Source organism: Methylorubrum thiocyanatum, assembly GCA_014138645.1.
Classification (GTDB): Bacteria; Pseudomonadota; Alphaproteobacteria; order Rhizobiales; family Beijerinckiaceae; genus Methylobacterium; species Methylobacterium thiocyanatum.
In genome coordinates this window covers 578,525-590,418 of sequence record JACJIB010000004.1, presented here as the reverse complement: position 1 = coordinate 590,418, position 11,894 = coordinate 578,525, and the positions used below count along the sequence as shown (strand labels likewise).

Sequence of the window (11,894 nt, the reverse complement as noted above, 5' to 3'; positions counted from 1 at the left end):
CCCGCGGCACCCCCTCCTTGCGCGCGCGGCGGCTTGACCGGCCCCGCCGCCTCTGCGACCGAGCGGCACGGCTCGTGCCTCACCGGCGGCGGGCCCGGCATCCCGCAGGAGAGGCGCGTGACCACGACGATCGACTCGGACCAGAAGCTCCACCTCGTGTTCGGCGGCGAACTCGAGGACGTCTCGGGCGTGCGCTTCCGGGACATCAAGGATCTCGACATCGTCGGCATCTTCCCCGACTACGCCTCGGCCCAGACCGCATGGCGCGCCAAGGCGCAGGCCACCGTCGACAGCGCCCAGACCCGCTACTTCATCGTCCACCTGCACCGCCTGCTCGAACCGTAATCGCGCTGGGGCGGGGCACCGGCATGAAGCCCTTGTGACGGAAGCCATTGTGAGGGCCCGGCCCCGCTGGTATGAGCCGCGCGGCCGGATGCTGATGCGGTCTCGGACGTAATCGTTTCGCGTAGCGTCCCGCGAATGACTTGAAGAGCGAGCCGAGAGACGCCCGGCATGACGTCGTCCATCAAGATTATCGCCGGCAACGCGAGCCGCCCGCTCGCGGAAGCGATCGCCGGCTACCTCGAATTGCCGCTGGCGAACTGCATGGTCCGGCGCTTCGCCGACATGGAGATCTTCGTCGAGCTGCAGGAAAACGTGCGCGGCGAGGACGTGTTCATCGTCCAGTCGACCTCGTTTCCCGCCAACGACCACCTGATGGAGCTGCTGATCATGATCGACGCCGCGCGTCGGTCCTCGGCGCGGCGCATCACGGCGGTGATCCCCTATTTCGGCTATGCAAGGCAGGACCGGCGCACCTCGGGCCGCACGCCGATCTCGGCCAAACTGGTCGCCAACCTCATCACCGAGGCCGGGGCCGACCGCGTGTTGACCCTCGACCTCCATGCCGGCCAGATCCAGGGCTTCTTCGACATCCCGACCGACAACCTGTTCGCCGCACCCGTGATGGTGCGCGACATCAAGGAGCGCCTCGCGCCGGGCGAGCGCATGGTGGTCTCGCCGGACGTCGGCGGCGTGGTGCGCGCCCGTGCGCTCGCCAAGCGCATCGACGCCTCGCTCGCCATCGTCGACAAGCGCCGCGAGCGGGCGGGCGAGTCGGAGGTGATGAACATCATCGGCGACGTCGAGGGCCAGTCCTGCATCCTCGTGGACGACATCGTCGATTCCGGCGGCACCCTGGTGAACGCCGCCGAGGCGCTGCTCAACGCCGGCGCCAAGGACGTGTCGGCCTACATCACCCACGGGGTTCTCTCGGGCGGCGCGGTCTCGCGCATCGCCGCCTCGCGGATGAAGGAACTCGTGATCACCGACTCGATCCTGCCGACGCAAGCCGTGAAGCTCGCCCGCAACATCCGCGTGATCTCGATCGCGCCGCTGCTCGGCGAGGCGATCGGGCGCACGGCCACGGAATCGAGCGTGTCGAGCCTGTTCACCTGATTAGGTCCGGGCTTCCAAAGGGATCATCCCTTTGGCGGGGCGCCGGGGTAGAACCCCGGCCTTCCTTCAACCAGGGCTCCGCCCTGGACCCGCGAAAGGGCTTGCCCTTTCGAAACCCCCGACTTCCGTTCAGCGGATCTCGGCGATCTCGAATTCGTGGTCGTTCACCGTCACGGTGTCGCCGACGCCCTTGCCGGTGAGCGCGCGGGCGAGGGGCGCCACGTAAGAGATCGAGCCGGTCGCCGGATCGGCCTCGTCCTCGCCGACGATCCGAAACGTCTGGCGCGTGTCGTCCTCGCGCAGCACCGTCACTGTCGCGCCGAAGCGCACCGTGTCGCCCTCGAACGCCTCGACGAGCTCGGCCGAGTTCTTCCGCGCGCTCCAGTAGCGCAGGTCGCGCGAGAGGCGGGCGTGATCCGCCTTGTCCTGCTGCGGCGAGAGGCCGGACAGCTCAGCCTCCAGCCGCGCCACCTCGGCCTCGATCCGCGCAAGCCCCTCGGGCGTCACGTAGTTGGGATGGGAAGAGATCGGACGGTCGGGGAGGTCCTCGAAGGCCTCGCCGCCCTCCGGCTCGCGGACGAATGCTCTGCTCATAAGATAGGCAACATTCAAGCCTGGGGCGCGGTTCCGTCGATCACCACGACGGTGCGGCCCCGCACCTGACCTTCGAGCAGGGTTTTCGCGAGGCCGCCGGCCTCGTCCAGGGAGACGGTCCGCGTCATCGCCGCGAGCCCGCCGCGGTCGAGGTCGCGGGCGAGCCGGGCCCAGGCCTCGCGCCGGGGCTCTTGCGGGGTCGTCACGCTGTTGATGCCTAGCAGCGAGACGCCCCGCAGGATGAAGGGCGCGACCGAACTCGGCAGGTCCATGCCGCCGGCATTGCCGCAGGCGGCGATGGCGCCGCCGGACTTCGTCATCGCGAGGGCGTTGGCGAGCACCTTGCCGCCGACCGCGTCGATGCCCGCGGCCCAGCGCTCCTTGGCCAGCGGGCGCGGTTCGCCCGCGAGCGCCTCGCGCTCCAGGATCTCGGCGGCGCCGAGCCCCTTGAGGTACTCGGCCTCGCCGCTCCGCCCCGTCGCGGCGATGACGTGCCAGCCGGCGCGCTTCAACAGTGCCACCGCCACCGAGCCGACGCCGCCGGAGGCGCCCGTGACCAGGGCCGGTCCGTCGCCGGGGGTGAGGCCGTGCCGCTCCAGGGCGAGAACCGAGAGCATCGCCGTGTAGCCCGCGGTGCCGATCGCCATCGCCTCGGCCGGGCTCAGGCCGTCGGGCAGGGGCACCAGCCAGTCGCCGCGCACCCGGGCGCGCTCGGCCAGGCCGCCGAGATGAGTCTCGCCGACGCCCCAGCCGGTGAGCACCACCGCGTCGCCGGCCTTGTAATCGGGATGGGCCGAGGCCTCGACGGTGCCGGCGAAGTCGATGCCGGGGATCATGGGAAAGCGCCGCACCACCGGCATCTTCCCCGTCATGGCGAGCCCGTCCTTGTAGTTCAGGCCCGAATGGCTGACCCGCACGGTGACGTCGCCGTCCATCAGGTCGGCCTCGTCGAAGTCGCGCAGGGCGAGACTCTGGCCGGCCTCGCCCTTCTCGATCACCCAGGCCCTGAACGTTGCCATGATCCGCTCCTCCCGTCGCGCGCCGGGAGGGGAGCTACGGCGGCCCCGCCTCGAATCAAGTCCGCCGGGAAGCGCTCAGTAGCCGTCGTAGATGCTGCCCTGCGAGAAGCCGAGGCCGACCGCCACATCGGCCGAGGAGGCGCCGGCGATGCCGAGGGCGTCCGGGATCGAGCCGACGCCGAGGGGACCGTAGCCGGGGCCGCCGAAGCTGGGCTCGGCGGCCGGTACCCAGGCGGCACGGGCGGGCTGCACCAGCACCCGGCGCTGCGTGGTGGCGTAGACCGGCGGCAGGGTATGGGGGATCGCTTCCGGCGCCCGCACCAGCACGCGGCGGGTCTGCACGGCGTAGCGCGGCGGCGTGGTCACCCAGCAGCCCACGAGCTGGCCGTAGGCGTCGACCCGCGTCTCCCAGCGGCGCCCGCCGGGGGCGACCAGCACCCGCTCGGACACCGTGTCGTAGACCGGCGGCGTCGTGCGGTAGACGGTGCGCGGCGGCTGGACCAGCACCCGCTCCGCGACGGTGTCGTAGACCGGCGGCGTCACGACGCGGCGATAGCACTCGGCGCTGACGCAAGCCCCTCCGGCCTGCGCGGGCGCGGCCAGGGCGAACACCGCGACGGCGGCGGCGAGGGACGGAAACAGGCTCGAGCGGGGCAGGGGGGTGGCCATGGAACAACCTCGGAACGCGACGCGACTTCGAATGGGCTTCGGCGCCGCCGCGCGTCCCGTGCGGGACCGGGGCAGCGTACGCCGTTCGACGTACAGATAGCGGTCAAGGTTGCCGATGGGACAAGCTCAATTGTCGAAGACAGTAAAATTAACCAACGACTAAGACTACGCAGACCTAAATCACTCCGGATCGACTTCGGATTCCCGCCGGGCGGCGTGCTCGCGCGGGATCGAAGACCGGGCGGGGGGCGTTGCCGAAATGTCCTCCGCGCCGCGCAGAGGCGACGAAGGGGAGGGCGGGCGGAAGGGCGCGCTTGTCAGCCCCTCGGCCAGGGGCTAGAGCGCTTCCAAATCGGGCGGCGGCGGCGCCCGGATCGCATGACACCGCCGCATCAGGGGATCGCATCCGCGCCGAGAGCGGGTGGCGGGCCGGTCGAGAGGCACGCCCGACCCCGCGAGGACAAGCGGATCTAAGGACCGAACGGCCCATGACCTACGTCGTCACCGACAACTGCATCAAGTGCAAGTACATGGACTGCGTCGAGGTGTGCCCCGTGGATTGCTTCTACGAGGGCGAGAACATGCTCGTCATCCATCCCGACGAATGCATCGATTGCGGCGTGTGCGAGCCGGAATGCCCCGCCGAGGCGATCAAGCCCGACACCGAGGGCAACCTCGAGAGCTGGCTGAAGCTCAACGCCGATTACGCCAAGACCTGGCCCAACATCACCCAGAAGAAGGACGCCCCCGCCGACGCCAAGCAGTGGGACGGGGTCGGCGGCAAGCTGGAGGCGCATTTCTCGCCCAATCCCGGCTCCGGCGACTGACCGCCGCCACGCGCCCGCCGACGGGCCGCCGCGCAGCGCGGCGGCTTCTCGCCGCAGGTGGGCCGTCCGGGCGGATATCCGAACGCGCCACGGCCTCCCTCGAAAGATCCGCCGATCCCTTCGGCGACGCTCTTTCCGAGCCGTGCAAAACCTTCGATCCTCCCATGCGGGGACGCGTTCGCGCGCCGGCAATCCTTTGATTCGCCGGCCCGTTCGTGTTACATGAGGGCTCGCCGTCGCTCACGCCCGATGCGCCCCTCCTTTCATCGCCCGCAAGGCGAGTTCCATCTTTCTGGAAAAGAGGTTGGCTGCGATCGACCGCCGGAAGCATTTCGCTCCCGGCGCGTTCCTTCGTGTGGTGGGAGCAACGCGAAAGCCTGGGAACCGGCCCGCGCCTGAGGGCGCGCCGCCGGACAAGGGCAGGCGCCGGGTGTCCCGCCCCGGAGGTGACGAACGTGCGGGCGTGGATGCGCGCCCCCGCGTGAATGACAGTGGAGGCTCATTCCGCATGACCACAGCCAAGAAGACGACGGCAGCAGGCCGCCAAGGCTTCAAGACCGGCGAGGCGGTCGTGTATCCGGCGCATGGCGTCGGGCGGATCACCGCGATCGAGGAGCAGGAGATCGCGGGCTACAAGCTCGAGCTGTTCGTCGTCTCGTTCGAGAAGGACAAGATGGTCCTGCGCGTGCCCACCGCGAAGGCCAACAGCGTCGGCATGCGCAAGCTCGCCGAGCCCGAACTCGTCAAGAAGGCCCTCGACGTGCTGACCGGCCGCGCCCGCATCAAGCGGACGATGTGGTCGCGCCGCGCCCAGGAATACGAGGCCAAGATCAATTCCGGCGACCTGATCTCGGTGACCGAAGTGGTGCGTGACCTCTACCGCTCCGAGGCCCAGCCCGAGCAGTCCTACAGCGAGCGCCAGCTCTACGAGGCCGCCCTCGACCGCGTCGTGCGCGAGATCTCCTCGGTGAACCGGATCACCGAGACCGAGGCGCTGAAACTGATCGAGCAGAGCCTCGCCAAGTCGCCGCGCCGCGCCAAGGCCGACGCGGAGGCGGAAGCCGACGCCGAGGGCGACGACGACGTGCAGGAGGAGGCCGCCTGAGGCGGCGCCTTCCCAGCGAATCGCGACGCTGCACGGCTCGCATTTGTTAACCAGAGGGCTCGGCGCCACGCCGGGCCCTTTTTTCATGCGCCGCCCGCATCCCTCTTGATCATTTCCTCTCCGACGCCACGCGCCCGCAGGGAACAAGCGTCGCACCGATGTGTTGTGCCTCTGCCACGGATGGCTTGCCCCCACGGCCTCGTCCGGCGTGTCGCCGGCCAAGAGGCTCGAAGAGGGCTGATCCGGAACGCTCGAACCAAGAACGCTCGAACGAGAGAGGCGGGGATGGCAGAGATCGCGGGGATGCGGCGTCAGTTCATTCGAACAGCGATGGAGGCGCCGTTCCTAGCGAGGGAAGAAGAGCGTGGGCTGGCGGTGGCCTGGAAGGAGGCGCGCGACGAGCGCGCCCTGCACCGCCTGATCTCCGCGCATATGCGCCTCGTGATCGCGCTCGCCGGCCGCTTCCGCCATTACGGCCTGCCGATGGCCGACCTCGTGCAGGAGGGCCATGTCGGCCTGATGGAGGCCGCCGCCCGCTTCGAGCCGGAGCGGGATGTCCGCTTCTCCACCTACGCCACGTGGTGGATCCGCGCCTCGATCCAGGACTACATCCTGCGCAACTGGTCGATCGTGCGCGGCGGAACCAGTTCGGCGCAGAAGGCGCTGTTCTTCAACCTGCGCCGCCTGCGCGCCCGGCTGATGCAATCCACCGAGGAGCAGGTCGGCTCCGAGATCCACGGGCGGATCGCCAGCGCGATCGGCGTCTCCCGCGAGGACGTGGCGCTGATGGATGCGCGCCTGTCCGGCCCGGACATGTCGCTGAATGCGCCTGTCGGGGAGGAGAGCGAGGCCTCCTCCGAGCGGATGGACTTCCTCGTCGACAACGCGGCCCTGCCCGACGAGACGGTCTCCGCCCTGGTCGACGGCGAGCGGCGCCTGGTCTGGCTGCGGCAGGCGTTGACGGTGCTCTCCGAGCGCGAGCTGCGCATCCTGCGGGAGCGGCGGCTCGCGGAGGATCAGGCGACCCTCGAAGCCCTGGGCCACCGCCTCGGCATCTCGAAGGAGCGGGTCCGCCAAATCGAGAACCGGGCCCTGGAGAAGCTGCGCCGGGCCCTGGCCGAGAAGTTCCCGCAGGCGCCGGCGAGCGTCTACGCCTGACATCCAAGAAACTGACACGAATTCGAGCGGAAGGGCGGCGCCATCGCGCCGCCCTTTGCGTTTCGGGGCGCCCCCCTGCGGAGAACGCCCACCCCTGGGTGCGCCGCCCCCCACGCGGGACGCGATGGCGGCTGGGCCTTGCCGTGAGCGGCCTGCAGGCGGCCTTCAGGGGGCGAGGGAAGCCCGTTCGACCGGACGGGCGGCGCGGGCACCGCGGCGCGGATCGCCGGAGGCGTTGGCGAGCACGGCCGCGAGCCGCTTCGTGGCGAAATCGATGAAGCTGCGGGCCTTGGCCGGCAGGAGCCGCGAGGTCGTGACGAAGTAGACCGGCGTCGCCGGCAGGCTCCAATCCGGCAGGACGCGCTGGAGGCGGCCGGTGGTGAGGTCGTTGTCGACGTTGATCACATTGGCCCGGGTCAATCCCTGGCCGGCCACGGCGAAGCGCCGGGCGAGGCTCAGCGAGTTGCAGGAGAGGGGGCCGCCCACGGTGGTCGCGACGGTCTCGCTGCCGCGGGTGAGCGTCCAAGTGGCGGAGGTGCCCTGCATCGGCACGATGACCTGATGCGCCTCGAGATCGAACGGCGTCATCGGCGCCCCGCGCTCGGCCAGATAGGCGGGCGCCCCGAAGATGCCGTTCTCGACCTCGGCCACCTTGCGCACGATCAACGAGGTCTCCCGCGGCTCCTCGATGGCGACGGCGAGATCGTAGTTGTCGCTCACCAGATCGACGGGCGCGGGCTTCAGGTCGACGTGGACGTGGATGTGCTCGTGGAGGGCGGAGAATTCCGTGATCACCCCCGAGAGGTGGCGCAGAACCCAGAAATCCGGCGGCGCGGCGATTTTGAGGAAGCCGCTCGGCCCCTTGGCCACCGCCATCATGTCGTCGAAGGTGCGCTGCGCCTCGTCGACGAGCCGGGAGACCTGAGCGAGGTAGGCCTCGCCGTAGGAGGTCAACGCCAGCTTGCGTGTGGTGCGGTCGAGGAGCCGCAAGCCCACTGTCGATTCGAACATAGTAATCCGACGCGACAGGGAAGAAATCGGCATACCGAGCGCGGCAGCTGCCTGACTAAAGCTTTTCCTTCGAGCGACTTCTACAAAGAGAGCCATGTCTCGCAGCAGTTGAGGATGCGGCATCTTTGCGCGGTCCACCCAGTCAGTACGTGACGTCGCGCTCAACCGCTGAACGGAAACCACGCGCAACCCTCCCTGCCGTCTATCACATCCGCTCATAACCACAGCGAGCATACCAAAGTTCGCGCAGGAAAAAACTGTTTCGCTTATTGGAAAAATCATTCCGCAATCGTGGGCTGTGCGGTCGGATGCGCCGGGCGATCCCTCAGGAGGCGTGGGCCGGCCTCGCGGGCGCGCTCGCGGATGACGCGCGGATGACTTGTCCGCACGCGGGCGCCGGATCCGTTCCCCGGAGACCTCCGCGGAACCATTTCCGCGGCCCCGGTCGGCCGATCCCCGGCCCGGCAAGGGACCGAACGTCGAAGCCCCGGCAGCCCGACAGCCGACACACGCCGGATGAGGTCTTGCGCGATGAAGCTCACCCCGGACAGCCGGTCGGATGGATCGGATCGGACCTGGGCGTCCTCGCCCCCCTGCCGCGCTCCCGCGACGGGGACCTTCTTGTTCGAACAGCGAAGTTTTTTGGATAGCATGTCCGATCAATGACTTAGCGCTCAGTTTCCCGCGGCGGCAGGGATGAAATGGGCCCTGTTTTCGGAAAGAAGCGCCCAGAAGCGCACCGACCCGCTTGCGAGCGCGAAAAGTGCCGGCTATAAGCCCGCTCGCCGGCCCTCGGGGGGCGGCATCGGAGTGTAGCGCAGTCTGGTAGCGCACCACGTTCGGGACGTGGGGGTCGCAGGTTCAAATCCTGCCACTCCGACCAAGAAAGAAGAGAAACGCCTCACAAAGGCGACGAAACGATAAAAAAGGCGCCCGTAGCTCAGCTGGATAGAGCACCAGACTACGAATCTGGGGGTCAGAGGTTCGAATCCTTTCGGGCGCGCCATTCGTCTCATTGAAGAACATAGTCTTTTCGAGTTGCCGATCCTGCGGCACTCGCGGCTTAGCCGCCCAGGTCAGCACCGGGTAGGCACGGCAACTAACCCGCCCGCTTCGCTATCTTGGCGACGGTGGCACGGCTGCAGCCGGTGGCAGCCTGGATCTGCGACCACGACAGGCCCTTGCTGAGCATCGCCGCGATCCCTCTGTTCCGCTCGACGTCCTCCACACGGCCCTTGTAGCGGCCCTCAGCCTTCGCCTTGGCCTGTCCCTGCGCTTGGCGGCGCCGGCGGTCGTCGTAGTCCTTGCGGGCCGCTGCGGCGAGCATATTGCGAAAAGTTCTCACCCTGGTCGGGACGCGGCCCGAACTCGTCAAGATGTCGCTCGTGATCCGGGCGCTCGATCGGCTGACGAACCACGTGCTCGTCCATACCGGCCAGAACTACGACTACGAACTCAATCAGGTCTTCTTCGACGACCTCGGCATCCGTAAGCCCGACCACTTCCTCGAAGCGGCCGGGCCGAACGCGGCGGCGACGATCGCCCGCGTGATCGAGCGCGCCGACGCCGTGCTCGAACAGGAGCAGCCCGACGCGGTGCTGATCTACGGCGACACCAATTCCGGGCTCGCGGTGATCCCGGCCAAGCGGCGCAAGATCCCCATCTTCCACATGGAGGCGGGCAACCGCTGTTTCGACCCGCGGGTGCCGGAGGAGATCAACCGCAAGGTCATCGACCACCTCAGCGACGTCAACCTCGTGCTGACCGAGCATGCCCGCCGCTACCTGCTGGCGGAGGGGCTGCCGGCGCAGCGCATCTTCAAGGTCGGCTCGCACATGGAAGAGGTGCTGGCCGCGTTCCGCCCGAAGATCGAGGCCTCCGACGTGCTGGCCCGGCTCGGCCTCGAACCGGACCGGTTCTTCATCGTCTCGGCGCATCGCGAGGAGAACGTCGATTCGCCGGCGCGGCTGCGGGTCTTCCTCGAAGAGCTCGGCCGGCTGCACGCGGCCTTCGGCCTGCCCATCGTCGTCTCGACCCATCCGCGCACCCGCGCCCGGCTGGAAGCGATCGGCGATCTCGCGCAGCCCGACAGCGTGCGCTTCCTGCCGCCCTTCGGCTTCATCGACTACGTGAAGCTCCAGACCAGCGCCCATTGCGTCCTGTCCGACAGCGGCACCATCGCCGAGGAGGCGGCGTTGCTCGACCTGCCGGCGGTGACCTTCCGCGACGCGCATGAGCGGCCCGAGGGCATGGATGCCGGCACGCTGATCGTGGCGCCCCTCGGCAAGGCTTCGCTCGTCGAGGCGGTGCGGGCGGTGCGCGACGGCATCGGCGAGGGCCGCCGCTTCGCGGGCGCCGTGCCGGACTACCAGGGCGGCGCGGTCTCGACCAAGGTGGTGCGGATCGTCCTGTCCTATATCGATCAGGTCAACCACACCGTCTGGTCGAAGCCCGGCCCGTTCTGAGGTCCCGGGATTCCAAAGGACCTTACGGCCCTTTGGCGGGTGTTCAGGGCAGCGCCCTGAAGCCGGCGCAGCCGCGTTCTATTCCGCCGCGTGCGGGAGGCCCGTCCCCCCGATCCAGGCGGCGAGGTCGTCCCGCGCCCGGTCGGTCAGCGCGCGCTTCTTCAGCGCCGCCTTCTCGGGACCGCGCAGGCGCTTGCCGGTCTCGTTGCGCGGCATCCGCTCGAGCGGCGGGAACAGCCCGAAATTCACGTTCATCGGCTGGAACGAGCGCGGCGCGTTGGCCCCCGCATCCTCACTCGCCTCGAGATGACCGCCGGTGATGTGGCCGATCAGAGCACCGAGCGCGGTGGTCGGGGGCAGGGGGGCGAGCGTGGTCCCCTCGGCCTCGGCCAGGGCATAGCGGCCGGCCATCAGCCCGACCGCGGCGCTCTCGACATAGCCCTCGCAGCCGGTGATCTGGCCGGCGAAGCGGAGCTGCGGCCGCGCCCTCAGCCGCAGGGTCGCGTCGAGCAGGCGCGGGCTGTCGAGATAGGTGTTGCGGTGCAGGCCGCCGAGCCGGGCGAACTCGGCGTTCTCCAGCCCCGGGATCGTGCGGAAGATGCGCACCTGCTCGGCGTGGCGCAGCTTGGTCTGGAAGCCCACCATGTTGAACAGGGTGCCGAGCGCGTTGTCCTGGCGCAGCTGGACGATGGCGTAGGCCTTCACCGTCGGGTTGTGCGGGTTGGTGAGCCCGACCGGCTTCATCGGCCCGTGGCGCAGGGTCTCGGGGCCGCGCTCGGCCATCACCTCGATCGGCAGGCAGCCGTCGAAATAGGGGGTCGTGGCCTCCCATTCCTTGAACGTCGTCTTCTCGCCGGCGATCAGGGCGGCGACGAAGGCCTCGTACTGCTCCCGGTCCATCGGGCAGTTGAGGTAGTCCGCTCCCGTCCCGCCGGGGCCCGCCTTGTCGTAGCGGGACTGGAACCACGCCTTGCCCATGTCGATCGAGTCGCGATGGACGATTGGAGCGATGGCGTCGAAGAAGGCGAGCGCGTCCCGGCCCGTCAGCGCCCCGACGGCCTCGGCCAGAGCCGGAGAGGTGAGGGGGCCGGTGGCGAGGATGGTCGAGCCCCACGTCTCGGGCGGCAGGCCCGCGACCTCCTCGCGGAGGATGGTGACGTTGGGGTGCTCTTCGAGCGCCGCGGTGACGGCCTGCGAAAACCCCTCGCGGTCGACGGCGAGCGCGCCGCCCGCGGGCACTTGGTTCGCATCGGCCGCGCGCATGATCAGGGAGTTGAGGCTGCGCATCTCCTGATGCAGCAGGCCGACGGCGTTGCCGTTGGCGTCGTCGGAGCGGAAGGAGTTGGAGCAGACGAGTTCCGCCAGCCCCTCGCCCTGGTGGGCCTCCGTGCCGCGATGGGGCCGCATCTCGTGCAGCACGACCCTGCGGCCGCCCTGGGCGATCTGCCAAGCGGCCTCGGAACCGGCGAGACCGCCGCCGACGATATGGATCGGGTTCGTCATCGCGACGGGATAGAACCACGCCGGCCCGCGATCAATGCGCGTGAGCGCACGGGGCGGGCCTCGGCGCCAAGTCTCTGCGCCAAGT

General features: G+C 69.2%; 11 protein-coding genes, 2 tRNA genes and 1 pseudogene. 8 read left to right on the top strand and 6 right to left on the bottom strand.

From position 1 onward, the window contains the following. Positions 1-117: 117 nt before the first annotated feature. Together HNR51_RS13975 and HNR51_RS13970 are read left to right on the top strand one after the other, a co-directional pair. Positions 118-345 (top strand): DUF4170 domain-containing protein, encoded by a 228-nt coding sequence (locus HNR51_RS13975; protein WP_063987092.1) that lies wholly within the window; start codon positions 118-120, stop codon positions 343-345. Positions 346-513: 168 nt separating this feature from the next. Further along, positions 514-1,458, top strand: a complete 945-nt coding sequence (locus HNR51_RS13970; RefSeq protein ID WP_012456045.1) for a ribose-phosphate pyrophosphokinase — start codon at positions 514-516, stop codon at positions 1,456-1,458. Between the two features lie 129 nt (positions 1,459-1,587). Here HNR51_RS13970 and greA read toward each other — a convergent pair whose 3' ends face one another. The 3 genes from greA to HNR51_RS13955 all read right to left on the bottom strand — a co-directional run bounded on the left by greA (position 1,588) and on the right by HNR51_RS13955 (position 3,740). Next, positions 1,588-2,052: a transcription elongation factor GreA gene (gene greA / locus HNR51_RS13965; RefSeq protein WP_012456046.1), complete on the bottom strand. Its 465-nt coding sequence runs from the start codon at positions 2,050-2,052 to the stop codon at positions 1,588-1,590. A 14-nt stretch (positions 2,053-2,066) separates the two neighbouring features. Beyond that, positions 2,067-3,071 (bottom strand): acrylyl-CoA reductase (NADPH), encoded by a 1,005-nt coding sequence (gene acuI / locus HNR51_RS13960; protein ID WP_182555292.1) that lies wholly within the window; start codon positions 3,069-3,071, stop codon positions 2,067-2,069. A 75-nt stretch (positions 3,072-3,146) separates the two neighbouring features. Continuing rightward, a complete protein-coding gene (locus HNR51_RS13955) occupies positions 3,147-3,740 on the bottom strand; it encodes a hypothetical protein (RefSeq protein ID WP_152278226.1) in 594 nt (197 codons plus the stop codon). Positions 3,741-4,228: 488 nt separating this feature from the next. On the opposite strand from HNR51_RS13955, the gene fdxA reads away from it, so the two are divergent. From fdxA to HNR51_RS13940, 3 genes are all read left to right on the top strand, one after another. Beyond that, a complete protein-coding gene (gene fdxA / locus HNR51_RS13950; RefSeq protein WP_141953210.1) occupies positions 4,229-4,567 on the top strand; it encodes a ferredoxin FdxA in 339 nt (112 codons plus the stop codon). A 508-nt stretch (positions 4,568-5,075) separates the two neighbouring features. Then, the gene (locus HNR51_RS13945; RefSeq protein WP_012456050.1) at positions 5,076-5,672 is read left to right on the top strand and encodes a CarD family transcriptional regulator; all 597 of its coding nucleotides are present in this window, start codon (positions 5,076-5,078) and stop codon (positions 5,670-5,672) included. Between the two features lie 285 nt (positions 5,673-5,957). Further along, positions 5,958-6,830, top strand: a complete 873-nt coding sequence (locus tag HNR51_RS13940; RefSeq protein ID WP_012456051.1) for an RNA polymerase factor sigma-32 — start codon at positions 5,958-5,960, stop codon at positions 6,828-6,830. A 165-nt stretch (positions 6,831-6,995) separates the two neighbouring features. Here HNR51_RS13940 and HNR51_RS13935 read toward each other — a convergent pair whose 3' ends face one another. After that, positions 6,996-7,937 (bottom strand): LysR family transcriptional regulator, encoded by a 942-nt coding sequence (locus tag HNR51_RS13935; RefSeq protein ID WP_239681594.1) that lies wholly within the window; start codon positions 7,935-7,937, stop codon positions 6,996-6,998. 710 nt (positions 7,938-8,647) lie between these two features. Between HNR51_RS13935 and HNR51_RS13930 the strand changes: the two genes are divergently transcribed. Both HNR51_RS13930 and HNR51_RS13925 read left to right on the top strand, forming a co-directional pair. After that, positions 8,648-8,724, top strand: a tRNA-Pro gene (locus tag HNR51_RS13930). Between the two features lie 46 nt (positions 8,725-8,770). Continuing rightward, positions 8,771-8,847 (top strand) — tRNA-Arg (locus HNR51_RS13925). Positions 8,848-8,940: 93 nt separating this feature from the next. Here the strand turns inward: HNR51_RS13925 and HNR51_RS13920 are convergent. Beyond that, positions 8,941-9,171 (bottom strand): annotated as a pseudogene (locus tag HNR51_RS13920) (helix-turn-helix domain-containing protein); the annotation flags it as partial. Between the two features lie 46 nt (positions 9,172-9,217). Here HNR51_RS13920 and HNR51_RS13915 point away from each other — a divergent pair. Further along, on the top strand, positions 9,218-10,306 hold the full coding sequence (locus HNR51_RS13915; protein WP_239681598.1) for a UDP-N-acetyl glucosamine 2-epimerase: 1,089 nt from the start codon (positions 9,218-9,220) through the stop codon (positions 10,304-10,306). Positions 10,307-10,384: 78 nt separating this feature from the next. On the opposite strand, the gene trmFO is transcribed toward HNR51_RS13915, so the two are convergent. Then, positions 10,385-11,809 carry a methylenetetrahydrofolate--tRNA-(uracil(54)-C(5))-methyltransferase (FADH(2)-oxidizing) TrmFO gene (gene trmFO / locus HNR51_RS13910; RefSeq protein WP_182555290.1) on the bottom strand — a complete coding sequence of 475 codons (1,425 nt, stop codon included), beginning with the start codon at positions 11,807-11,809 and terminating at the stop codon, positions 10,385-10,387. Between the last annotated feature and the right edge of the window lie 85 nt (positions 11,810-11,894).